Annotated in this window: 15 protein-coding genes and 2 rRNA genes; 7 read left to right on the forward strand and 10 right to left on the reverse strand. The window is 68.5% G+C overall.

What is annotated here, in order from left to right:
• Nucleotides 1-88: 88 nt before the first annotated feature.
• The gene (gene secA, locus SGFS_RS24175; RefSeq protein ID WP_286253293.1) at nucleotides 89-2,941 is read right to left on the reverse strand and encodes a preprotein translocase subunit SecA; all 2,853 of its coding nucleotides are present in this window, start codon (nucleotides 2,939-2,941) and stop codon (nucleotides 89-91) included.
• Nucleotides 2,942-3,307: 366 nt separating this feature from the next.
• Here secA and SGFS_RS24180 point away from each other — a divergent pair, with 366 nt between their 5' ends.
• Both SGFS_RS24180 and SGFS_RS24185 read left to right on the forward strand, forming a co-directional pair.
• Nucleotides 3,308-3,898, forward strand: coding sequence for a GNAT family N-acetyltransferase (locus tag SGFS_RS24180; protein WP_286253296.1), 591 nt, complete (start codon nucleotides 3,308-3,310; stop codon nucleotides 3,896-3,898).
• Nucleotides 3,899-4,081: 183 nt separating this feature from the next.
• Nucleotides 4,082-5,245, forward strand: a complete 1,164-nt coding sequence (locus tag SGFS_RS24185; protein ID WP_286253298.1) for a winged helix-turn-helix domain-containing protein — start codon at nucleotides 4,082-4,084, stop codon at nucleotides 5,243-5,245.
• Between the two features lie 151 nt (nucleotides 5,246-5,396).
• On the opposite strand, the gene SGFS_RS24190 is transcribed toward SGFS_RS24185, so the two are convergent.
• The 7 genes from SGFS_RS24190 to mtnA all read right to left on the reverse strand — a co-directional run bounded on the left by SGFS_RS24190 (nucleotide 5,397) and on the right by mtnA (nucleotide 14,407).
• Nucleotides 5,397-6,146, reverse strand: a complete 750-nt coding sequence (locus tag SGFS_RS24190) for a response regulator (RefSeq protein ID WP_286253300.1) — start codon at nucleotides 6,144-6,146, stop codon at nucleotides 5,397-5,399.
• Between the two features lie 205 nt (nucleotides 6,147-6,351).
• Entirely contained in the window at nucleotides 6,352-7,044 is a 693-nt protein-coding gene (gene hpf, locus SGFS_RS24195) for a ribosome hibernation-promoting factor, HPF/YfiA family (RefSeq protein WP_434027998.1), read from the reverse strand.
• Nucleotides 7,045-7,359: 315 nt separating this feature from the next.
• Nucleotides 7,360-8,502, reverse strand: a complete 1,143-nt coding sequence (locus tag SGFS_RS24200; protein ID WP_286253303.1) for a ComF family protein — start codon at nucleotides 8,500-8,502, stop codon at nucleotides 7,360-7,362.
• 171 nt (nucleotides 8,503-8,673) lie between these two features.
• Nucleotides 8,674-10,497: an LpqB family beta-propeller domain-containing protein gene (locus SGFS_RS24205; protein WP_286253304.1), complete on the reverse strand. Its 1,824-nt coding sequence runs from the start codon at nucleotides 10,495-10,497 to the stop codon at nucleotides 8,674-8,676.
• A complete protein-coding gene (gene mtrB, locus SGFS_RS24210; RefSeq protein WP_286253306.1) occupies nucleotides 10,487-12,562 on the reverse strand; it encodes an MtrAB system histidine kinase MtrB in 2,076 nt (691 codons plus the stop codon). Before mtrB ends, SGFS_RS24205 begins: the two co-directional genes overlap by 11 nt.
• A gap of 1 nt (nucleotide 12,563) precedes the next feature.
• Nucleotides 12,564-13,253 carry a two-component system response regulator MtrA gene (mtrA, locus tag SGFS_RS24215; protein ID WP_286253308.1) on the reverse strand — a complete coding sequence of 230 codons (690 nt, stop codon included), beginning with the start codon at nucleotides 13,251-13,253 and terminating at the stop codon, nucleotides 12,564-12,566.
• An 8-nt stretch (nucleotides 13,254-13,261) separates the two neighbouring features.
• A complete protein-coding gene (gene mtnA / locus SGFS_RS24220) occupies nucleotides 13,262-14,407 on the reverse strand; it encodes an S-methyl-5-thioribose-1-phosphate isomerase (protein WP_286253310.1) in 1,146 nt (381 codons plus the stop codon).
• Between the two features lie 140 nt (nucleotides 14,408-14,547).
• Between mtnA and SGFS_RS24225 the strand changes: the two genes are divergently transcribed.
• The 5 genes from SGFS_RS24225 to SGFS_RS24245 are packed head-to-tail and all read left to right on the forward strand — an operon-like array spanning nucleotide 14,548 to nucleotide 20,176.
• Entirely contained in the window at nucleotides 14,548-15,939 is a 1,392-nt protein-coding gene (locus SGFS_RS24225) for a glycerophosphoryl diester phosphodiesterase membrane domain-containing protein (protein WP_286253312.1), read from the forward strand.
• Between the two features lie 4 nt (nucleotides 15,940-15,943).
• The gene (locus SGFS_RS24230) at nucleotides 15,944-16,672 is read left to right on the forward strand and encodes a DUF4129 domain-containing protein (protein ID WP_286253316.1); all 729 of its coding nucleotides are present in this window, start codon (nucleotides 15,944-15,946) and stop codon (nucleotides 16,670-16,672) included.
• The gene (locus SGFS_RS24235; RefSeq protein WP_286253317.1) at nucleotides 16,669-17,877 is read left to right on the forward strand and encodes a DUF4350 domain-containing protein; all 1,209 of its coding nucleotides are present in this window, start codon (nucleotides 16,669-16,671) and stop codon (nucleotides 17,875-17,877) included. Before SGFS_RS24230 ends, SGFS_RS24235 begins: the two co-directional genes overlap by 4 nt.
• Nucleotides 17,877-18,866: an AAA family ATPase gene (locus tag SGFS_RS24240; protein WP_286260035.1), complete on the forward strand. Its 990-nt coding sequence runs from the start codon at nucleotides 17,877-17,879 to the stop codon at nucleotides 18,864-18,866. The genes SGFS_RS24235 and SGFS_RS24240 overlap by 1 nt, the downstream gene beginning before the upstream one ends.
• Entirely contained in the window at nucleotides 18,866-20,176 is a 1,311-nt protein-coding gene (locus tag SGFS_RS24245) for a DUF58 domain-containing protein (protein ID WP_286253318.1), read from the forward strand. The genes SGFS_RS24240 and SGFS_RS24245 overlap by 1 nt, the downstream gene beginning before the upstream one ends.
• A gap of 97 nt (nucleotides 20,177-20,273) precedes the next feature.
• Here SGFS_RS24245 and rrf read toward each other — a convergent pair.
• Both rrf and SGFS_RS24255 read right to left on the reverse strand, forming a co-directional pair.
• A 5S ribosomal RNA gene (rrf, locus tag SGFS_RS24250) occupies nucleotides 20,274-20,390 on the reverse strand.
• 89 nt (nucleotides 20,391-20,479) lie between these two features.
• Nucleotides 20,480-23,603: ribosomal RNA gene (locus SGFS_RS24255) — 23S ribosomal RNA — on the reverse strand.
• Nucleotides 23,604-23,730: the final 127 nt, after the last annotated feature.

Genomic DNA, 23,730 nt, shown 5'->3' on the forward strand with positions numbered 1-23,730 from the left:
CGGAACCGGCGGCCGGACAACCCGAAGGGCCGGGCACCCGAAGATGCCCGGCCCTTCACCCGCTCGGCTCCGTCACGCGGAGCGAGCGTCACTTCTTGCGGCGGCGTCCGCCCTTGGCCGCCTGCTGCTTGCGGCGCTCGGCGCGCGTGAGGCCGTCGGCCTCGGAGCGGACGGGCTCGTCCTCGGGCAGGTCGCCCTCGACGACACCGCCCTCGCCGTCCACGGTCGGCGCGGAGAAGTGGAGGCGGTCACGGCGGGCCGGGGCCTCCAGGCCCTTGGCGCGGATCTCCGGGCGCGAGGCACCCGCCTGCGCCGGAACGCCGTCCTCCTTCTTGTCCAGCGAGGGCTTGTCGTCCTCGACCGGAACCTCCTCGACCTGCTGCTCGACCTGGACCTCCAGGTTGAACAGATAGCCGACGGACTCCTCCTTGATGCCCTCCATCATGGCGGTGAACATGTCGAAGCCCTCGCGCTGGTACTCGACCAGCGGGTCCTTCTGCGCCATCGCGCGCAGACCGATGCCCTCCTGGAGGTAGTCCATCTCGTAGAGGTGCTCACGCCACTTGCGGTCGAGGACCGACAGCACGACCCGCCGCTCCAGCTCACGCATGATCTCCGAGCCGAGCTGCTTCTCGCGCGCCTCGTACTGCTCGGTGATGTCGTCCTTGATGGACTCGGCGATGAACTCGGCGGTCAGCCCCGCCCGGTCACCGGCCGCCTCCTCCAGCTCCTCGACGGTGACCTTCACCGGGTAGAGCTGCTTGAAGGCGCCCCACAGCCGGTCCAGGTCCCACTCCTCGGCGAAGCCCTCGGCGGTCTCGGCGGCGATGTACGCGTCGATCGTGTCGTCCATGAAGTGCTGGATCTGCTCCTGCAGGTCCTCGCCCTCCAGGACACGGCGGCGCTCGCCGTAGATGACCTCGCGCTGCCGGTTGAGGACCTCGTCGTACTTGAGGACGTTCTTCCGGGTCTCGAAGTTCTGCTGCTCGACCTGCGACTGGGCCGACGCGATCGCGCGCGTGACCATCTTGTTCTCGATCGGCACATCGTCCGGCACGTTCGCCATCGACATCACGCGCTCGACCATCTGGGCCTTGAAGAGCCGCATCAGGTCGTCGCCCAGCGACAGGTAGAAGCGGGACTCGCCCGGGTCGCCCTGACGGCCGGAACGACCGCGCAGCTGGTTGTCGATACGGCGGGACTCGTGCCGCTCTGTGCCGAGGACGTAGAGCCCGCCGAGCTCCTTGACCTCCTCGAACTCCGCCTTGACCGCTTCCTCGGCCTTGGCGAGGGCCTCGGGCAGGGCGTGGGCCCACTCCTCGATGTGCTCCTCGGGGTCGAGGCCGCGCTGACGCAGCTCCGCCTCGGCGAGGTCGTCGGGGTTGCCGCCGAGCTTGATGTCCGTACCACGACCGGCCATGTTGGTGGCCACGGTCACGGCGCCCTTGCGGCCGGCCTGGGCGACGATCGTCGCCTCCCGGTCGTGCTGCTTGGCGTTGAGCACCTCGTGCTGGACACCGCGCTTGCTCAGCTGCTGCGAGAGGTACTCGGACTTCTCGACCGACGTCGTACCGACGAGGATCGGCTGGCCCTTCTCGTGCTTCTCGACGATGTCGTCGACGACCGCCTCGAACTTCGCGACCTCGGTGCGGTAGATCAGGTCGGACTGGTCCTTGCGGACCATCGGCCGGTTGGTCGGGATCGGCACGACACCGAGCTTGTAGATCTGGTGGAACTCGGCGGCCTCGGTCATCGCCGTACCGGTCATGCCGGACAGACCGGGCTGTTCCTTGCCGTTGTGGTCGTGGCGCTTGTAGAGGCGGAAGAAGTTCTGCAGGGTGATCGTGGCGAGCGTCTGGTTCTCGTCCTTGATGTCCACCCCTTCCTTCGCCTCGATCGCCTGGTGCATGCCCTCGTTGTAGCGGCGGCCGGCGAGGATACGGCCGGTGTGCTCGTCGACGATCATGACTTCGCCGTCCATGACGACGTAGTCCTTGTCCTTCTTGAAGAGCTCCTTGGCCTTGATGGCGTTGTTCAGGTAGCCCACCAGAGGCGTGTTCACCGACTCGTAGAGGTTGTCGATGCCCAGCCAGTCCTCGACCTTGGAGACGCCGGACTCGTGGATGGCGACCGTGCGCTTCTTCTCGTCGACCTCGTAGTCGCCGGTCTCCTCGATGCCCTTGAGGGGGTTGCCCGGCTCGCCCTTCTTCAGGCGCGTGACCAGCTTGGCGAAGTCGCCGTACCACTTCGTGGCCTGGTCGGCCGGACCGGAGATGATCAGCGGCGTACGGGCCTCGTCGACGAGGATGGAGTCGACCTCGTCGACGATCGCGAAGTTGTGGCCGCGCTGGACGAGCTCGTCCTTGGACCACGCCATGTTGTCGCGCAGGTAGTCGAAGCCGAACTCGTTGTTCGTGCCGTACGTGATGTCGCACGCGTACTGCTCGCGGCGCTGGGCCGGCGTCATGTTGGCGAGGATGCAGCCGACGCTCAGGCCCAGGAACTTGTGGACGCGGCCCATCATCTCGGAGTCGCGCTCGGCCAGGTAGTCGTTGACCGTGATGAGGTGGACGCCTTCGCCGGACAGCGCGTTCAGATACGCGGGCAGCGTGCCGACGAGGGTCTTGCCCTCACCGGTCTTCATCTCGGCCACATAGCCGAGGTGCAGGGCCGCACCACCCATGATCTGTACGTCGTAGGGCCGCTGGCCGAGCGCGCGCTTGGCACCCTCACGGACGGTGGCGAACGCCTCGGGGAGCAGGTCGTCGAGGCTCTCGCCGTCGGCGTACCGCTGCTTGTATTCCTCGGTCAGGGCACGCAGCTCGGCGTCGGAGAGGTCGACGAAGTCCTCTTCGATGGAGTTGACCTGGTCCGCGATGCGGTGCAGCTTGCGCAGGATCTTGCCTTCGCCTGCACGCATGATCTTCGAGAGGACGGACACGGGGGTTTGTCTCCTTGCCGGTCGGGCCTGGGACGGTCGGTTTCAATGGACAGATTCAAATCACAGCTTGAGCAACGGCCATCGTAAGCGAGGACCCCGCCGTGCCGGGAGGTCTGTCGGCGACAGCCACTACGACAACGGGCGGGCGAGGCCGTTGGTGCCGCGTTCCGCCCACGAAACGCACGAATTGCGGCGCCGTGCTCGCCCCCGCGAGGAACGCGGACGGACACCCATGCATAGCACCGGACGCATGGGGACGCCCGGACACCCGGCTCATCCGCAAAGGGCCCCGGAGCGTCCACAAAGAGCCCCGGAGCGTCCGCAAATAGGATGGCGTGCTTCCACGCCCCCGAGCAGAATCGCCCGATGGAACCCGTCACCCTGACCACCGAGCGTCTGCTCCTGCGCACCGTGGGCCCGCACGACACCGACACCGTGTACGCGGCCGCCCAGGACCCGGACATCCAGCGCTGGACCACGATCCCCTCGCCGTATCTGCGTGAGCACGCCGAGTCCTTCGTCGGCCAAGTGGTTCCGGACGGCTGGGCGAACGCCTCCATGTTCACCTTCGGCGTCTTCCTCCCCTCCGGGGAGCTGACGGGCATGATCGGCATCACCATGCGCGCCCCGGGCACCGGCGAGGTCGGCTTCTGGGCCACCAAGGAACACCGCCGCAACGGCTACATCACCGAGGCCACCCTCGCCACCGCCCACTGGGCCTTCACCCAGCTCGGCCTCGACCGCCTCGAATGGCGGGCCGAACTGGGCAACACCGCCTCCCGCGCGGTCGCCGAGAACACCGGCTTCACCCTGGAAGGCACCCTCCGCTCAGCCCTCCTCAACCAAGGCACCCGCCGAGACTGCTGGCTGGCCTCGTTGCTGCCGTCGGACATGGGGCTGCCTTCGACGGCGCCCTACCTGCCGGCGCCGGAAAGTCCCGGCCCGTCCGGCGTTTGAGGACGAGGCCGTTCAGGCCGATCGGGGGGTCTGAGGGCGAAGCCCCCAGGGATGGGCCGGGCAAGGCCGACGGGGGCGAAACAAACACGTCATCGACACCAGCACCAAGCGTCCCCACTCACACCCGACCCCATCTCCCCAGCTCAACCCCACTTGTCAGTGCCCTCCCCTACGCTGCGCCCCATGACACCCCTGCCACGCCCCACCACAGAACTCACCGCAGACGAAGCCCGCCGTATCGCTCTGAGGGCCCAGGGTTTCCTCGGCGCCCCGGACCGCAGATCCGGCGTCCGCGGCGTCCTGCGGCACCTGGGCGCGGTCCAGCTCGACACCATCTCGGTCCTCGCCCGTTCCCACGAACTCATCCCGTACGCCCGCCTCGGCGCCGTAGGCCGCACGACGGTCGACAAGGCGTACTGGACGGATGTACACGCCTTCGAGTACTGGTCCCACGCGGCCTGCATCCTCCCCATCGAGGAGTGGCCCCACTTCGCCTTCCGCCGCCGCGCCTACCGCTCCCGTCCCCAGTGGAGCCACCAACTCCCGGACGGCGCCTACGACCGCGTCATCAAGCAGCTCCGCGCCGAAGGCCCCCTCACTGCCACGGAGTTGGGCGGAGCCAAGCGCACCAGCGAATGGTGGGACTGGTCCGGTGAGAAGGTCGCCGTCGAACGCGCGCTGATGTACGGCGAGGTGGTGTGCGTGGAGCGCCGCGGCTGGAAGCGGGTGTACGACCTCGCCGAGCGCGCCGTCCCCGAGCCCCTGCTCCACGACGAGCTGGACGACGCGGAGTGCCTGCGCCGCCTGGTCCGCCTGGCCGGCGAGGCCCTGGGCGTCGGCACGCGCGCGGACATCGCCGACTACCACCGCCTCAAGGCCGAGCAGTTCGACGCGGTGATCGCCGACTCGGGCCTCGTCCCGGTGACGGTGGAGGGCTGGGGGAAACCGGCCTGGGCCGACCCGGCGGCCCTGGAGACCGCCCCGCGCGGCCGCCACCGCACAACGCTCCTGTCCCCGTTCGACTCCCTGATCTGGGAGCGGGCCCGCACGGAGCGCATCTTCGGCTTCACCCACCGCCTGGAGGCATACGTCCCCAAGCAGAAGCGGGTGTACGGCTACTTCGCGATGCCGGTCCTTGCCGGCGGCCGTCTGGTCGGCCGCGTCGACCCCGCGCGCGACGGCCGGACCCTGGTCGCCAGGCAGGTCACCCTCGACGGCCCCAAGGCGGTCCCGGCCGTGGCCCAGGCCCTGCTCGAAGCCGCAAGCTGGGTGGACTGTACGGACGTACGGGTGGAGCGGGTGGACGCCCCGGAACTACGCGAGCCTCTGGTACGAGCCCTGACGTGACCCTGCGGTTCTCACGGCCCCAGGGCCTGTCCGACCATTCCCGTCTGCCTCGCGACGCCATGCCGAGAGCACGCACGTACGCGGACACACCGGTGCCGCAACGGGCGCCTGGCCGCGGCTCCGGGCGACGACGGGAAGGGTCGGACAGGCCCTAGCGGATCTCGAGGATCTTCTCTCGCATCGCGTACACCACGGCCTCCATCCTGGAGTGCAGCTGAAGCTTCTCCAGAATGTTCCGCACGTGGTTCTTCACGGTGTTCTCGGAGATGAACAGCTCCTTGGCGATATCCCGGTTGTTCATTCCGGTCGCCACCAGCTTGAGGACTTCCAGTTCCCGATCGGTCAGCCGCGGCGCCGGCACAAGACGCCGCTCATCGGTCCGCTGGATCATGGACTTGAACTCGGTGAGCAGCTTCGACGCCATCGAGGGACTGATCTGGGACTGCCCGTCGGCGACCGCGCGAATGGCCGTGGCGACCTCGTCCGTGGAGATCTCCTTGAGGAGATAACCCGTGGCCCCCGCCTTGATCGCGTCGTAGAGGTCTGCCTCCTCGTCGCTGATCGTCAGCATGATGATCTTCGCGCTGGGGGCCACCTCCTTGATGGAGGTGCACGCCTCGATCCCGCCCCGCTTGGGCATCCGCACGTCCATCAGCACGATGTCCGGCAACAGATCCGCCGCCTTGTCGACGGCCTCCGCCCCGTCACCCGCCTCACCGACGACCTGGATGTCCTCCTCGGCGGCGAGCACGATCTCCAGACCGCGGCGGAAGAGCGCGTGGTCGTCCACGACGAGAACCCGAATGGGCTCCTTGCCCGGGGAGCCCGCGGCCGGGACCGTGCCCGCGCTGCCGTCGTCGGCATCCGCGTCACGCATCGGTCCGAAGCTGCTGTCCGCCATCGTTCCTCCCCCTGAAGGCCGTGGCCTGTGTTTCTGTGCCATCGCCAGCCCAAGGCAACAGCCCGCCGGTTGGGGCCGGTTCGGCCATGATTTCATGCCCGGGCGCCGGAGCGGTGATTGAGCGGACCGCAAGGGGTCGCACACCGGTGCCCCTGGGGGCGCACACGCTCTCCAGGGGCACCGGCTCGGTCATCGCCCGGCGCGGTCAGCCGCCGAGCGCGCCACCCGCAGCGTCCGGATGCGCCTGGGTGACCATCGTGTCCGTGCTGAGGTGGATCACACCGTAGTCGTACGCGTGCCGCCGGTAGACGACACTCGGTTCCTTGGTCTCGGAGTCTACGAACAGGTAGAAGTCGTGCCCGACCAGCTCCATCTCGTAGAGCGCCTGGTCGAGCGTCATCGGCGACGCGACGTGGGTCTTCTCGCGGACGATGAGGGGGCCTTCGCCCTTCACCTCGAGCGAGCCGATCTTCTTTGTCGGCACACCGTCCGGCTCTTCCTCCTGAGCGGCGTACCCGTTGCCGTTCAGTGTCGCTACGCCCTGAACATGGTCGGGAACCTCTGCGGCCGTGAGCCGACGGGCGCCTCGGCGCGTGTAACGCTTGTCGTGCTGCTTGCGCAGCCGGGCTTCCAGCTTGTCCGCCGCCAGGTCTAGCGCCGCGTACGGATCGCTTGCCGCGGCCTCCGCCCGGATCACCGGCCCGCGGGAGCGGAGCGTGATCTCCACTCGGTCACTGCGGTCGGCCTGTCGGGGGTTGGGCTCCTTGGACACCTCGACGTCGAGGCTGATCACCTTGCCGTCGAGCTTCTGGATCTTCTCCAGCTTCAGCTTCTCGGCCACGTGCTTGCGGAACCGCTCGGGCACCTCGGTCTTGCGGCCCTTGACGACGATGTCCACGCAGAACTCCGTTCCCGGATCGCTCCGCTCCACTGGCGGAGCATCTCCCTTGTGCACCAGGTTCCGGTGACTTCCGGAACCGCGGACTCGGTGACTTCCACCTCCTCCTCCCCCGGGGACAAGATCTCCACCCCACCGGTGCGGGTGATTACAGAAAACCCGCAGCACGGCACTCGGATATGCGGTGAACAGCCTGGGCCATTCCCTCACAACCGAACATATCTCGCCCGGACGGATGTCGTCACCCTCTACCGAGACGTACCTCCGTTCAGGTGAATAGGGGCTCTCATTACCTGCAACGATGGAAGATCTCTATCAGTTCCGGTTTATTTCGAAAGAGTCCGGAGGCGCCGCGATCACGGCCGCGCAGATCCAGCCACGGGCGCCGTCCTCGCCGACGGCTTCCCGCACGGCATATGCCCGAGGCGTCTTCACCGCCGTGCGCCTCACACCTCTCGCCTCCCGCGGCACCACGCCGAATCCCGTCGACTCCGTCCCTCTCCCGGCGGCCACTACGCCCAGACTCCTCGGCACCGCGCCCCTCCCCACCGGCGACACGCCCACATCCATCGACGCCACGTCCCTGTCTACCAGCACCTCGCCCCGGCCCATCGACGCCACGTCCCTGCCTGCCATAGAAACTCCTCGCGCCATCGACGCCGCGCCCCTGTCCACCGGCGCCACACCCCGATACACCGGCCCCGAGCGCATGCCCCCCGATGCCGCATGAATGCCCTCCGATGCCACACGCGCGGCCCGCACCGCGCGCGCCGCCTCCGCGAGCGAGGCTCCGGTCGTCATCAGGTCGTCCACCAGCACGACCCGCCCACCCGCCAACAGCCCAGCCCCACCGGCGACCACCTCCAGAGCGCCCGCGAGATTGTCCAGCCGCTCCCGCGAGTCCAGCCCCGACTGATCGGCGACCACACGACACTGCCGCAACACCCCGAGCACCCGGGCCGGCATCCCGGTACGCCGCAGCTCCCGGGCAGCGGCGAGCGCGATCCGACGGGCCGGGTCGTGACCACGAGCGCGGACGGCTTGACGGGAGGAGGGGACGGGGACGAGGAGGACGGGCGAGTGTTCCGGGAGGGGCGGCTGTTTCGGGGCGGGCGGCTGCTCCGGGGCGGGCGGCTCTTCGGGGGCCCCTCCCCCACCCCCACCCCTCCCCACCCCCACCCGCACAGCCCCCGCCAACGCCACCCCGAGCGGCCCGGCGAGTGCCAGCGCGCCACGTTCCTTGTGCGCGAGCAGCGTCGCCCGCACGGCGTCCTCGTACGGTGCCGCCGCGTGCACCACAGGCAGCCCCCATGGTTCCGGCACCGGTCGCACCCGGCTCGGCGCGGCTCCGGTCAGGGCCGCGCGGCACTCCGGGCAGAGCACCGCGCGAGGCCTGCCGCAGCCTCCGCACTCGGCCGGCAGCACCAGATCCGTGAGGTCCCGCCACCACGCCCGCATGCGGACCACTCTGCCAATGCGGGGGACGGCCTGCCACCCCTGTGGACAACGCCCTGTGGACAACTCACCGTAACCATCACGGGTTGTCCCCCACACGAGTGACGACCCCGGCGAAGCCCTCACAAAGACGAACGGGCCACCTCACTCAACCGGCAACCCGAAACGGGGCAACTACCCCGGATAGACCGGCGCGGTCCCGTCCTTGACGACCTTCTGCCACTGCGCCCCGGACGGCAGTCGTACGATCCCGTCCTCCGAGTACGCGACCAGCGGCAGCCCTTCGTCCTCGGAGGCGGCGATCTCCTTGACGCCGGTGAGGGCGGCGGGTGCCGGTCCGGGCACCGGGGAGCCGTCGACCTGGACGTATCGCATCTGCTGCACACCGCCGGACTCGCGCCCGACGACGACGAGTTTGCTGTCGCCGGCCCACGACATGGCCGTGACGTCTTCCAGGTCCGGTGTGGCGGAGCGCAGTTCGACGATGGAGACGGTGGTGCCGTCGGCGTCGGCTTCCCGCTCGATGCGTCCGATGTACAGCGAGCGCTCGCCGCCCTTCTCGACGATCAGCGCGATCCGCACCCCGTCGGAGGCCACCCGTACCGCTTCGATGCGCCCGGCGAGCCCGTGTGTCGTCACTTCGACGGGCTCGCCCATGCCGTCCTGCAGCACCAGCAGCCGGGGCTTCTTCGGGTCGCGGTCGGCGACCCACAGGTCTCCGCGCCCGTCCCAACTGGGCGTGGTCAGCCGGTCCTTGGCGGTGGCGCCGGTGCTGCGCAGCACGGGGTCGCCGGAGACTCCGCCCGTGGTCAGCGGTGACACGTACAGGTCGCTGCCGTCGAGCGACACTCCTGCCGCCCAGTCCTCGTCGCGGGACACGGCGGCCGATCGCAGTTGTGTGTCGCCCTCGCCGAGCGCGCCGGGCACGGCTGAGGGTGCCGTACCGGTCGTGGACAGGCGTACGAGCTTGTGGTCGCCGTCGATGAAGTATTCGTACGTGGGGCTCTTGCCGGGGCCGTGCGAGGCGATGATGTCGGCCTGGCCCTCACGGAGCAGGCACAGTTGCTGGTCGTCGGAGCCCTGGAGTTCGATTTCGTCGACGCCGCTGGGCATGTAGTCCTGCAGGGTGAACAGGAGTTGGGCGGCCATCTCCTTGCACTTGCTCTGCGAGACGCGGTCGGCCTTCTTGTTGAGCGGTACGACGAGTCTGTTCTGCTCGTCGGGCGTCAGCGGCCCGGCGCCCTTCTGCAGCGCCGTCCCGGAGGGGAAACTCGTCCATGCGGCCTGGTCGAGCCAACTGGTGGGCCCCTTGAGCAAATCGCGGACCACCTGGGTCACCGGGTCGACCTTGCTGCGTACATGGACCGGGTCGGCGACCGTGCCCGGCTGCCCGGACTGTGCGGCGAAGGTGAGGTAGTACTTGTTGATGGACGTGTAGTTGCGCTGGAAGTCCGACCTGCCGAGCACCACACCCTGCGGCAGTTCGTCGATGCGCCACTGGTCGGTGTCCTTCACCCGCGTGAGGTGGACGGTCTTGTGGTACTTCCCGTCGGCGGGCGTGTACGCGTGCTGTCCGTCGACCTTGGCGACGACCTGGTCACCGGTCAGCTCGAACCAGTATTCGTTTCCGTCCGGCCGGTTCCCCGTGACCTTGGTGAAGGGCGTGGGCGCCTCGGCGAGGACCGTGGTCGAGGCGTCCGGGTCCCAATGCTTCTCGGCGTTGCCGGTCAGGTACTTGCGTGCCGTCTCGTAGTTGGGGTCGTCGCTGGTCAGGGCCTCGAGGAAGCCCTGCACGATCTCGGTCGGCTGGGCGTCCTCGGCGGGCGGCAGCGCGAAGACCCGTACCTGGGTGTCCTGGCGCGGCGTGGATTCGACCCCCCGCATGTCCCCGCTGTCCGGCATCGAGGCGCAGCCGGCCAGCAGTACGGCTCCGATGCCGACGTACGCCCCCATCCGTATCGGACGCCGGCGGCCGCGTTCGTCGCGGTCAGCGCCCACGGAATGCCTCCCCCTGCTCGTGCTGCTGCTCCGCGTCCGCGCCGCTCCCGGACGGCCGCTCCTCCTGCTGTCCCGCCCCGGCGTCCGGCCGTCCCGCGGGCATGCTCGGCGCCGTGGGCCGGGGCACCACGCGCGCCCCGTTGCCGGGCAGCGCCGTCGGGTCGGCCGTGGGGGCCGTCCCGCCACCGGGTCGCGGGCCTATCGCGGTCCGTGCGGCGCCCGGTTCACCGGGCTGCACGGGGACCGTGGCGAGCTTGCCGCCGCCGCTCTGGGGCAGGCCGGCGCCGTTGAGTCCGCGGTTGCGCCGCGAGTCCTTCGGTTCCAGGGGTATCGGGGATCCGCGCAGGGGCTCGTCGGCGGTCCTCGGCAGTGTGAGCCGGAACTGCGATCCGCCGCCGGGCTCGCCCCACGCCTGCAGCCAGCCGCCGTGCAGCCGCGCGTCCTCCAGGGCGATGGAAAGGCCGAGTCCTGTTCCGCCGGTGGTACGCGCGCGTGCCGGGTCGGCCCGCCAGAAGCGGCTGAAGACGCGGGTCGCCTCGCCGGGCTTGAGCCCGACGCCGTAGTCGCGTACGGCGACGGCGACCGCGCCGCCCGCCGCGGCAAGTTTGACGACGACGTCCTTGCCCTCGCCGTGCTCGACGGCGTTGACGACGAGGTTGCGCAGTACGCGCTCCACGCGCCGGGCGTCGGCCTCGGCGACGACGGGCTGCTGGTCGCCGAGGACCCGTACGGTCGTGCCTTTGCGTTCGGCGAGCGGTGCGGCCCCGCTGACGACCTTCCGCACGACTTCGCGCAGGTCTATCGGCTCGGCCTCCAGGGCCGCCGCGCCCGCGTCGAAGCGGCTGATCTCCAGCAGGTCCGCGAGCAGCGACTCGAAGCGGTCCAGCTGGTCGGCGAGCAGTTCCGCCGACCGCGCGGTCACCGGGTCGAAGTCCACGCGCGCGTCATGGATGACGTCGGCCGCCATGCGGACGGTCGTCAGCGGCGTGCGCAGCTCGTGCGACACGTCGGAGACGAACCGTCGCTGCATTCGTGACAGGTCCTCCAGCTGCTGAATCTTCAGTTGCAGGTTCTGCGCCATCTTGTTGAAGGCCTCGCCGAGCCGTGCGATGTCGTCCTCGCCGCTGACCTTCATACGTTCCTGCAGGCGCCCGGCGGAGAGCCGCTCGGCGATGCCGGCCGCCATCCGTACGGGGGTGACGACCTGGCGCACCACGAGCCAGGCGATGGCCCCGAGGAGTACGACGACGAACAGCCCGGCCGTGGCCAGGGTGCCCTTGACCAGGCTGAGGGACTTCTCCTCCTGGGTGAGCGGGAAGAGGTAGTACAGCTGGTAGGGGTTGCTGTTGGGGGCGTTGACCTGTTTGCCGATGATCAGCGCGGGCTGGGATTCCTGGCCGTTGTCGTAGTAGATCCGTGTGTAGCTCTGGACTGCGCCGGTGCCGTCGTCGACCCGCTCGCGCAGTTCCACGGGGACGCTGAGGTCCCATTTCACGCCGCCGGAGGCGCGGGGTCCGAGGCCTCCGGTGTCGCCGTCGGCGGAGGCGGGGCTGAGTGTGACCACGTCGAACGCGCCCTGGCCGCCGCTGGAGAGGGACGCCACGAGGTTGGTCATCCACTCGACGACGTTCTGTACGGAGTCGCCGTTTAGTTCGGCGCCCTCGCCGCCGCCCGCGCTCGCCGCGCTGTCGGCCTTCTGCTCGGCGACGGTGAACCCGCCCGTGGCCTGGCTCTGGGAGGCCTTGACCTTGGCGTCGAGGAGGCCGTTGCGGACCTGTCCGATGACGACGAAGCCCAGCAGCAGCACAACGCTGAGCGACATCAGCAGGGTCGTGACGACGATCCTGAGCTGGATGTTTCGCCGCCACAGCCGCATCACGGGCAGCAGCGGGCGACGCACCCAGCGCATGAACAGCCTCAGGACCGGGCTGCCCTGGACTCCGCCGTGCAGCAGCCCGCCCTCGAGGAGGCGTCCCCAGCGGGAACGCGTCGGTTTCCGGCCGACAGGCCGCTCCGCGCGGGTGCCCGGCTGGCCGGGCACCGAAGCGGCACTGTCAACGGACATGTCAGCTGGGTCCTGCCTTGTATCCGACACCACGGACGGTCACCACGATCTCCGGCCGCTCCGGGTCCTTCTCGACCTTGGAGCGCAGCCGCTGCACATGGACGTTCACCAGCCGGGTGTCCGCCGCGTGGCGGTACCCCCAGACCTGCTCCAGCAGGACCTCGCGGGTGAACACCTGCCACGGTTTGCGCGCCAGCGCGACCAGCAGGTCGAATTCCAGCGGCGTCAGTGCGATCGAGGCCCCGTCCCGCTTCACGGAGTGCCCGGCCACGTCGATGACCAGGTCGCCTATGGCGAGCTGCTCGGGCGCCGGCTCCTCCGACCTGCGCAGCCGCGCCCGGATCCGGGCCACCAGCTCCTTCGGCTTGAACGGCTTCACGATGTAGTCGTCGGCGCCCGACTCGAGGCCGACCACTACGTCCACGGTGTCGCTCTTCGCTGTGAGCATCACGATCGGCACTCCGGACTCCGCCCTGATCAGGCGGCACACCTCGATCCCGTCCCGGCCCGGCAGCATCAGATCGAGCAGCACCAGATCCGGTTTCGCCTCACGGAACGCGGCCAGCGCCTTGTCGCCGTCGGCTACGAAAGACGGCTCAAAACCTTCACCACGCAACACAATGCCGAGCATCTCGGCCAGTGCGGTGTCGTCGTCGACGACAAGGACTCGTCCCTTCATGAATGCCATCATCCCATTAACTAAATCGTTACCTGGCGTGACCTGTCACACAGCACGGTCAGCGCGTCAGCGGTCACGGGCGACACGACGCCCTCCTCGGTGACGATCGCCGTCACCAGCCCGGGCGGCGTCACGTCGAACGCCGGGTTGTATGCCTGGGTTCCCAGGGGTGCCACCACGATCCCACCTCCCGTCTCCGCTCCCGCCACCGGCGCCTGCGGCGCCATGATCTCGGTCACCTCATGACCTGCGCGCTGTTCCACTTCGATGGACGCCCCGTCGGGGGTGTCCGGATCCACCGTGGTCACCGGAGCGACCACGACGAACGGCACATGGTGATATCGGGCCAGCACCGCGAGCGGGTAGGTCCCCACCTTGTTCGCCACCGAACCATCGGCCGCGATCCGGTCGGCCCCGACCAGCACCGCGTCCACCTCCCCCGCCGCGAACAACGAGCCCGCGGCATTGTCCGTCAGCAAGGTGTACGCCATTCCGCTGCGCGCCGCCTCGTACGCCGTCAGACGGGCACCTTGCAGCAACGGACGCGTCTCGTCCACCCACAGCCTGCGCAGCCGCCCTTTGCGGTGTGCCGCGAGCGCCACCGCGAACGCCGTGCCCCGCCCGCCCGACACCAGCGACCCGGTGTTGCAGTGGGTGAGTATCCGGTGCCCGCCGCCCGGCAGCAGCTCGTCGAGCAGCGCGAGCCCGTGCGCGGCCATGCGTGTGCTGGCCTCGGCGTCCTCCCGGTGCAGCGCCCGCGCCGCGGCGAGCGCGGCCCGCTCGGCCTGCTCGCGGTCCCCGGACCGCTCCAGCTCGGCCCGGTACGCGGCCCGGGCCCGGCGCACGCCGACGGTGAGGTTCACCGCGGTGGGCCGGGCCGCCGCGAGCGCCTCGGCGGCGTCCTCCACGTCGAAGCCGCGTGCGGCGGCGAGCGCGACGCCGTACGCCCCCGCGATGCCCAGCAGCGGTGCCCCGCGCACGGCGAGCGATCTGATCGCCTCGACCAGCGCTGGCGCGTCCGTGCACACCAGCTCGACTTCTTCGGCGGGCAGCCGTGTCTGGTCGAGCAGGACCAGAACGGGACCTTCGGGTGGCTCCTCCCAACGGATCGCGGGTATCTCGGTCGGCCGGATGTCGTCGCCGGATTGCGCGTACTGATCAGCCATGCAGTCAGTCTGCCCCGTATCCGGCGGACAATTGAAGGTGCGCAGCCCATACGGCCCCCGGTCCCTTTCCAGACACCGCGTGGCACGATGGGCGCCAACCTGCCGCCGCGACCGCGGACGGGCACTGTGAAGGAGCGACGATGAAGGACACTCCGGGCTGGGCCTCGCCCGGATCAGCCCCCAAGGACGGCGAGGAGCCGGCGCAGGGCGGTGCCACGCAGCCCGCGGACCAGACCGGCGCGGACGAGCAGCAGCCCCCGTCGAAGTGGTCCAAGGAGCAGCCGGCGCCCGCCCAGTGGACCACGCCGAGCCCACAGGCCCCCGGCCAGACCCCGCCACCACCTCCGCCCGGCCCGGGCTGGGGCGGCCACCCGGGCCACCCCGGCCCTCAGCAGCCCGGCCCAGGCGGCTACCCGGGCGCCGGCGGTCACCCCGGCTACGGCGGCCCCGGTCCCGGTTACGGTCCGCCCGGTTACGGTCCGCCCGGCTACGGGGCCCCCGGCTGGGGCGGCGGCGGTTGGGGCGGTCCCCCGCCCGCGGCCAAGCCCGGTGTGATCCCGCTGCGCCCGCTCGGCGTCGGCGAGATCCTCGATGGCGCCGTCTCCACCATGCGCGCCCACTGGCGCACGGTCCTCGGCATCTCCCTGACCGTGGCGGTCGTCACCCAGATCGCGGCCATCCTGCTCCAGGGCCTCGTCCTGAACGACACGGCGAACTCGGACGTCCTCGGCGACTCGACCGCCACGCCCAGCGAGCTGAGCCGAGCCCTCGGCGAGACCCTGCTGAGCACCTCCGCCGTCCTGCTGATCTCCCTGTTGGGAACCATCGTCGCCACGGCCCTGCTCACGACCGTCACCAGCCGTGCCGTGCTCGGCAAGTCGGTCACGACCGCCGAGGCCTGGCGGGACGCCCGCCCGCAGCTGCTGAAGCTGTTCGGCCTGACCCTCCTGCTGCCCCTCATCGGCGGCCTGATCGTCGGCGTCGGCATCTTGCCCGGCATCCTCCTCGCGGCCGGCGGCGAAGGCGGATCGGGCGCCGCGCTCGCCGTGCTCGGCGGGCTCGGCGCGGGCGTCGTCGCCCTCTGGCTGATGATCCGCTTCTCGCTCGCCTCGCCCGCGCTGATGCTGGAGAAGCAGAGCGTCCTGAAGTCGATGAACCGCTCCGCGAAGCTGGTGCGCGGCTCCTGGTGGCGGGTCTTCGGCATCCAGCTGCTCGCCGCGATCATCGCCAACGTCGTGGCGTCGATCGTCGTGATCCCCTTCTCTTTCCTGGCCGTGGCCCTGGACGGGGACGGCTTCTCCGGTTTCCTCACCGGCAGCGGTAGCAACCTCGGCTGGACGTTCCTCGTCGTCAGCGGCATCGGCTCGGTGATCGGGGCGACGCTCACCTTCCCGATCAGCGCCGGTGTCACCGTGCTCCTCTACGTCGACCAGCGCATCCGCCGCGAGGCCCTCGACCTCGAACTGGCCCGCGCCGCCGGACTCCAGGACTACGGCTCCGACGCCGCCCCCGGCACCACACCGGGGAGCTGATGGGGTGAGACTGCCGGGGGGAGTGCTGACGGCCGTACCCGTGTCGTGGCGCTCGGCCGACGAGCCGCCGGTCACGATCCCGCGCGACCCCGCGCAGGAGGCGGCCCGCCGCGAGCTGTCCAAGGGGATGTACCACGAGAACGACCCCAGCTGGTACGAGCGCGCCATGAACGCGTTCTGGGACTGGCTCGACAAGCTGTTCGGCGCCACGTCCCTGGCCACCCCGGGCGGCCTGGTCGGCCTCCTCGTCATCGTGCTGATCGTCCTGGCGCTCCTGGGCGCCCTGTGGTGGCGCCTCGGCACCCCGCACCGCGCCCCCACCTCGTCCGCCACGCTCTTCGACGACCGCCCCCGCAGCGCCGCCGAACACCGCGCGGCAGCCCAGGCACACGCCGCCGAGGGCCACTGGAACCAGGCCGTCCAGGAACGCATGCGGGCCGTCGTCCGCTCCCTGGAGGAGCGCGCCCTGCTCGACGTACGCCCCGGCCGCACCGCCGACGAGGCGGCCTCCGAAGCGGGCCGCACGCTCCCCGTCCACGCGGACCGACTGCGCGCCGCCGCCCAGGACTTCGACGACGTCACATACGGCGGCCGGTCCGCCGGCGAAGGAACGTACCGGCACCTCGCCGCCCTCGACGACGACCTGGAGCGCGCCAAGCCCACGCTGAGCGGCAGCAGCACCCACAGCGCGGCGAGCACGGCCCACAGCAGCAGCCGGGGAGCCGCCGAATGACCACCGAGGCCACCCTCCCGACGCTCCCGGCCACCTCGGCCTCGCCCTCCGCCCGCCAGGTGTGGACCCGCACGCGCGGTGTCGTCCTGGCCGGGGTGATCCTCCTGGTGGCGGCCGTCGTGATCGCCGCGATCAGCTCCGACGCCCGGCACGGCCGGCTCGACCCGCGCTCCGCCGACACCAACGGCAGCCGGGCCGTCGCCGAACTTCTGAACGACCGGGGCGTTTCGACCCGCGTGGTCACCACTTTGAGCAAGGCCCGCGCCGCGGCCGGCCCGGACACGACCCTTCTGGTCGCCGTCCCCGACCTGCTGACGGACGACCAGCAGGACGGACTCCGCGCGGCGATCGAGGACTCCGGCGGCCGCACCGTCCTCGTAGCCCCCGACATCCCGTCCGTGAGCACCCTCGCCCCCGGGGTCACCGCCGATTCGGCCCTCAGCTTCGATTCCACGCTCGCGCCCCGCTGCGACCTGTCGGCCGCCCGTCGCGCGGGCACCGCCGAAATGGGAGGCATCCGCTTCCACGTGACGGCTCGCGGCGCCGACTCCTGCTACCCCAGCGACGGCCTGCCCACCCTGCTGCGCATCCCGGCGGCCGAAGGAAACGGCGACACCGTCGTACTCGGCGCCCCCGACATCCTCTACAACGACCGCCTCGTCGAGCAGGGCAACGCCTCCCTCGCCCTCCAACTCCTCGGCTCGCGCCCCCACTTGGTCTGGTACCTCCCCTCGCTCTCCGACGACTCGGCCACCGACGCCGGCGACCGCAGCTTCGTCGACCTGCTCCCCTCGGGCTGGCTCTGGGGCACCCTGCAGCTCTTCATCGCAGCAGCCCTGGCCGCCCTCTGGAGGGCACGCCGACTCGGCCCCCTCGTGCCCGAAAAACTCCCCGTCGCGATCCGCGCCTCCGAAACCGTCGAAGGCCGCGCCCGCCTCTACCGCAAGGCCAACGCCCGCGACCGCGCGGCCGCCGCTCTTCGCTCCACCACCCGCACGCGCCTCGCCCCCCTCGTAGGTGTCCCCGTCTCCCGGGCGCACGCGCCCGAGGCCCTGCTCCCCGCCCTGTCCGCGCACCTCCGCGACCACGGAGACGGCCAGGCCCTGCACACCCTCCTCTTCGGCCCGCCGCCCGGCGACGACGCGGCCCTCATCACCCTCGCCGACCAACTCGACGCCCTCGAAAGAGAGGTACGCCGTTCATGATGGACCCGACCACTGACAACGCCGGGACGACTGGGGACGCGGGCACCGCCCGAGCCTCCCTGGAGGCCCTGCGCGCCGAGATCGCCAAAGCCGTGGTCGGCCAGGACCCCGCCGTGACCGGCCTCGTCGTCGCCCTTCTCTGCCGCGGCCACGTCCTGCTGGAAGGAGTCCCCGGCGTCGCCAAGACCCTGCTCGTCCGCGCCCTGGCATCCGCACTCGAACTGGACACCAAGCGCGTCCAGTTCACCCCGGACCTCATGCCGAGCGACATCACCGGTTCCCTCGTCTACGACACCCGCAGCGCCGAGTTCTCCTTCCAGCCCGGCCCGGTCTTCACCAACCTCCTCCTCGCCGACGAGATCAACCGGACCCCGCCGAAGACCCAGTCGTCCCTGCTTGAGGCCATGGAGGAGCGCCAGGTCACGGTCGACGGCACCCCGCGCCCGCTCCCCGAGCCGTTCCTGGTGGCCGCGACCCAGAACCCCGTCGAGTACGAGGGCACGTACCCCCTCCCCGAGGCCCAACTGGACCGCTTCCTCCTCAAACTGACGATCCCGCTGCCGTCCCGCCAGGACGAGATCAACGTCCTCACCCGCCACGCCGAGGGCTTCAACCCGCGCGACCTGCGCGCCGCCGGCGTACGCCCCGTCGCGACCGCGGCCGACCTAGAAGCCGCACGCGCCGCCGTCGCCAAGACCACGATCTCCCCCGAGATCACCGCCTACGTGGTCGACATCTGCCGCGCCACCCGCGAGTCCCCTTCGCTCACTCTGGGTGTCTCCCCGCGTGGCGCGACGGCCCTCCTGGCCGCCTCCCGCGCCTGGGCCTGGCTGACCGGCCGCGACTACGTCATCCCCGACGACGTCAAAGCCCTCGCGCTGCCGACACTCCGCCACCGCGTGCAACTCCGCCCGGAGGCCGAGATGGAAGGCGTGACGGCCGACTCGGTCATCAACGCGATCCTCGCCCACGTTCCCGTCCCCCGCTGATGGCACTCACCGGACGCGCCGCGCTCCTCGCGGCCCTCGGCACCCTCCCCGTCGGCATCTGGGAGCCCAGTTGGACGGGCATCCTCGCCGTGAACGCCCCTCTCGCGCTGGCGTGCGCCTGCGACTACGCCCTCGCCACCCCCGTGCGCCGTCTGGGCCTCACACGCTCCGGCGACACCTCCGCGCGCCTGGGCGAAGCAGCGGACGTCACCCTCACGATCACCAACCCGTCCAAACGCCCCCTGCGCGCCCACCTCCGCGACGCCTGGCCTCCCAGCAGCTGGCTGCCCGGCACCGAGGTGGCCGCCTCCCGCCACCGCCTCACGGTCCCTGCGGGCGAACGCCGCCGCGTCACCACCCGCCTACGCCCCACCCGCAGAGGCGACCGCAAAGCGGACAAGATCACGATCCGCTCGTACGGCCCCCTCGGGCTCTTCGCCCGCCAGGGCAGCCACAAGGTCCCCTGGACGGTACGTGTCCTGCCGCCGTTCACCAGCCGCAAGCACCTGCCCTCCAAGCTGGCCCGCCTGCGCGAACTCGACGGCCGCACCAGCATGCTGACCCGAGGCGAGGGCACCGAGTTCGACAGCCTCCGCGAGTACATCCCCGGCGACGACACCCGCTCCATCGACTGGCGCGCCACGGCCCGCCAGACCACGGTCGCGGTACGCACCTGGCGCCCCGAACGAGACCGCCACATCCTCCTGGTCCTCGACACAGGCCGCACCTCCGCCGGCCGCGTCGGCGACGCCCCACGCCTCGACTCCTCAATGGACGCGGCGCTTCTCCTGGCCGCCCTCGCATCCCGTGCCGGCGACCGCGTGGACTTCCTCGCCTACGACCGCCGCATCCGCGCCCTCGTCCAGGGCCGCACGGCAGGCGACGTCCTGCCTTCCCTGGTCAACGCGATGGCCACGCTCGAACCGGAACTCATCGAGACGGACGCCCGCGGCCTCACCGCCGCCGCACTCCGTACGGCCCCCCGCCGCGCCCTGATCGTTCTCCTCACCAGCCTCGACGCAGCCCCGGTCGAAGAGGTCCTCCTCCCCGTCCTACCTCGCCTCACCCAACGCCATACGGTCCTGGTGGCCTCGGTGTCGGACCCGCACATCGCCCACATGGCGAACTCCCGAGGAAGCACAGACGCCGTGTACGAGGCCGCAGCGGCAGCCCAGGCCCAAACAGACCGCCACCGCACAGCGGAACAGCTCCGCCGCCAAGGCGTCACGGTCGTCGACGCTTCTCCGGAAAACCTGGCTCCGGCCCTGGCAGACGCCTACCTGGCCCTCAAGGCAGCAGGACGCCTCTAACCACTCAGAAGTCAGAGATCCTCAACCCGGAAAGGGAAAACCCCTAAACGCAGAAAACCCCCGCCGGTTTCCCGGCAGGGGTTCTCTCGCAATATTTGTTCGGCGGCGTCCTACTCTCCCACAGGGTCCCCCCTGCAGTACCATCGGCGCTGTAAGGCTTAGCTTCCGGGTTCGGAATGTAACCGGGCGTTTCCCTCACGCTATGACCACCGAAACACTATGAAACACTCAACCGCACCACACCGTGACCATGGCATGGGGTTGTTCGTGGTTTCAGAACCAACACAGTGGACGCGAGCAACTGAGGACAAGCCCTCGGCCTATTAGTACCAGTCAACTCCACCCATTACTGGGCTTCCATATCTGGCCTATCAACCCAGTCGTCTACTGGGAGCCTTACCCCATCAAGTGGGTGGGAATACTCATCTCGAAGCAGGCTTCCCGCTTAGATGCTTTCAGCGGTTATCCCTCCCGAACGTAGCCAACCAGCCATGCCCTTGGCAGAACAACTGGCACACCAGAGGTTCGTCCGTCCCGGTCCTCTCGTACTAGGGACAGCCCTTCTCAATATTCCTGCGCGCGCAGCGGATAGGGACCGAACTGTCTCACGACGTTCTAAACCCAGCTCGCGTACCGCTTTAATGGGCGAACAGCCCAACCCTTGGGACCGACTCCAGCCCCAGGATGCGACGAGCCGACATCGAGGTGCCAAACCATCCCGTCGATATGGACTCTTGGGGAAGATCAGCCTGTTATCCCCGGGGTACCTTTTATCCGTTGAGCGACGGCGCTTCCACAAGCCACCGCCGGATCACTAGTCCCGACTTTCGTCCCTGCTCGACCCGTCGGTCTCACAGTCAAGCTCCCTTGTGCACTTACACTCACCACCTGATTGCCAACCAGGCTGAGGGAACCTTTGGGCGCCTCCGTTACCCTTTGGGAGGCAACCGCCCCAGTTAAACTACCCATCAGACACTGTCCCCGATCCGGATCACGGACCCGGGTTAGACATCCAGCACGACCAGACTGGTATTTCAACGACGACTCCACCTGAACTGGCGTCCAAGCTTCACAGTCTCCCAGCTATCCTACACAAGCCGAACCGAACACCAATATCAAACTGTAGTAAAGGTCCCGGGGTCTTTCCGTCCTGCTGCGCGAAACGAGCATCTTTACTCGTAGTGCAATTTCACCGGGCCTATGGTTGAGACAGTCGAGAAGTCGTTACGCCATTCGTGCAGGTCGGAACTTACCCGACAAGGAATTTCGCTACCTTAGGATGGTTATAGTTACCACCGCCGTTTACTGGCGCTTAAGTTCTCAGCTTCGCCACACCGAAATGTGACTAACCGGTCCCCTTAACGTTCCAGCACCGGGCAGGCGTCAGTCCGTATACATCGCCTTACGGCTTCGCACGGACCTGTGTTTTTAGTAAACAGTCGCTTCTCGCTGGTCTCTGCGGCCACCCCCAGCTCGAGGAGCAAGTCCTCTCACCAGTGATGGCCCCCCTTCTCCCGAAGTTACGGGGGCATTTTGCCGAGTTCCTTAACCATAGTTCACCCGAACGCCTCGGTATTCTCTACCAGACCACCTGAGTCGGTTTAGGGTACGGGCCGCCATGAAACTCGCTAGAGGCTTTTCTCGACAGCATAGGATCATCCACTTCACCACAATCGGCTCGGCATCAGGTCTCAGCCTTGATGAGCGGCGGATTTGCCTACCACTCGGCCTACACCCTTACCCCGGGACAACCACCGCCCGGGATGGACTACCTTCCTGCGTCACCCCATCACTCACCTACTGCAAGTCTGGTCCGTCGGCTCCACCACTCCCCTTTGCCCGAAGGCTCCAGGGCGGCTTCACGGACTTAGCATCGCCTGGTTCAATGTTTGACGCTTCACAGCGGGTACCGGAATATCAACCGGTTATCCATCGACTACGCCTGTCGGCCTCGCCTTAGGTCCCGACTTACCCTGGGCAGATCAGCTTGACCCAGGAACCCTTGGTCAATCGGCGCAAACGTTTCTCACGTTTGTATCGCTACTCATGCCTGCATTCTCACTCGTGAACCGTCCACAACTCGCTTCCGCGGCTGCTTCACCCGGCACACGACGCTCCCCTACCCATCACGATCCCCGTTGGGGGTATATATCGCAATGACACGACTTCGGCGGTACGCTTGAGCCCCGCTACATTGTCGGCGCGGAATCACTAGACCAGTGAGCTATTACGCACTCTTTCAAGGGTGGCTGCTTCTAAGCCAACCTCCTGGTTGTCTCTGCGACTCCACATCCTTTCCCACTTAGCGTACGCTTAGGGGCCTTAGTCGATGCTCTGGGCTGTTTCCCTCTCGACCATGGAGCTTATCCCCCACAGTCTCACTGCCGTGCTCTCACTTACCGGCATTCGGAGTTTGGCTAAGGTCAGTAACCCGGTAGGGCCCATCGCCTATCCAGTGCTCTACCTCCGGCAAGAAACACACGACGCTGCACCTAAATGCATTTCGGGGAGAACCAGCTATCACGGAGTTTGATTGGCCTTTCACCCCTAACCACAGGTCATCCCCCAGGTTTTCAACCCTGGTGGGTTCGGTCCTCCACGAAGTCTTACCTCCGCTTCAACCTGCCCATGGCTAGATCACTCCGCTTCGGGTCTTGAGCGTGCTACTGAAACGCCCTGTTCGGACTCGCTTTCGCTACGGCTACCCCACCCGGGTTAACCTCGCAACACACCGCAAACTCGCAGGCTCATTCTTCAAAAGGCACGCAGTCACGACGCACCGAGTAAACTCGATGCGCGACGCTCCCACGGCTTGTAGGCACACGGTTTCAGGTACTATTTCACTCCGCTCCCGCGGTACTTTTCACCATTCCCTCACGGTACTATCCGCTATCGGTCACCAGGGAATATTTAGGCTTAGCGGGTGGTCCCGCCAGATTCACACGGGATTTCTCGGGCCCCGTGCTACTTGGGTGTTTCTCAAACGAGCCGCTGATGTTTCGACTACGGGGGTCTTACCCTCTACGCCGGACCTTTCGCATGTCCTTCGCCTACATCAACGGTTTCTGACTCGTCTCACAGCCGGCAGACTGTGACAGAGAAATCCCACAACCCCGCATACGCAACCCCTGCCGGGTCTCACACGTATACGGTTTGGCCTCATCCAGTTTCGCTCGCCACTACTCCCGGAATCACGGTTGTTTTCTCTTCCTGCGGGTACTGAGATGTTTCACTTCCCCGCGTTCCCTCCACTTGCCCTATGTGTTCAGGCAAGGGTGACAGCCCATGACGACTGCCGGGTTTCCCCATTCGGACACCCCCGGATCAAAGCCTGGTTGACGACTCCCCGGGGCCTATCGTGGCCTCCCACGTCCTTCATCGGTTCCTGGTGCCAAGGCATCCACCGTGCGCCCTTAAAAACTTGGCCACAGATGCTCGCGTCCACTGTGCAGTTCTCAAACAACGACCAACCACCCATCACCCCGGACCAGCAGATCCGAGTGCACTGGGGTCGGCACTGAAGGCAGCCGTAACCGGCCGTGCCCTCAGACACC

This window comes from Streptomyces graminofaciens (genome assembly GCF_030294945.1).
Taxonomy (GTDB): Bacteria; Actinomycetota; Actinomycetes; order Streptomycetales; family Streptomycetaceae; genus Streptomyces; species Streptomyces graminofaciens.

Coding starts and splice junctions, on each gene's coding strand:
- SGFS_RS24245 (WP_286253318.1), top strand. CDS start 18,866: ATGGCACTCACCGGACGCGCCGCGCTCCTCGCGGCCCTCGGCACCCTC.
- mtnA (WP_286253310.1), bottom strand. CDS start 14,407: ATGGCTGATCAGTACGCGCAATCCGGCGACGACATCCGGCCGACCGAG.
- SGFS_RS24185 (WP_286253298.1), top strand. CDS start 4,082: ATGACACCCCTGCCACGCCCCACCACAGAACTCACCGCAGACGAAGCC.
- SGFS_RS24190 (WP_286253300.1), bottom strand. CDS start 6,146: ATGGCGGACAGCAGCTTCGGACCGATGCGTGACGCGGATGCCGACGAC.
- mtrA (WP_286253308.1), bottom strand. CDS start 13,253: ATGATGGCATTCATGAAGGGACGAGTCCTTGTCGTCGACGACGACACC.
- SGFS_RS24240 (WP_286260035.1), top strand. CDS start 17,877: ATGGACCCGACCACTGACAACGCCGGGACGACTGGGGACGCGGGCACC.
- mtrB (WP_286253306.1), bottom strand. CDS start 12,562: ATGTCCGTTGACAGTGCCGCTTCGGTGCCCGGCCAGCCGGGCACCCGC.
- SGFS_RS24225 (WP_286253312.1), top strand. CDS start 14,548: ATGAAGGACACTCCGGGCTGGGCCTCGCCCGGATCAGCCCCCAAGGAC.
- SGFS_RS24235 (WP_286253317.1), top strand. CDS start 16,669: ATGACCACCGAGGCCACCCTCCCGACGCTCCCGGCCACCTCGGCCTCG.
- SGFS_RS24200 (WP_286253303.1), bottom strand. CDS start 8,502: ATGCGGGCGTGGTGGCGGGACCTCACGGATCTGGTGCTGCCGGCCGAG.
- SGFS_RS24180 (WP_286253296.1), top strand. CDS start 3,308: ATGGAACCCGTCACCCTGACCACCGAGCGTCTGCTCCTGCGCACCGTG.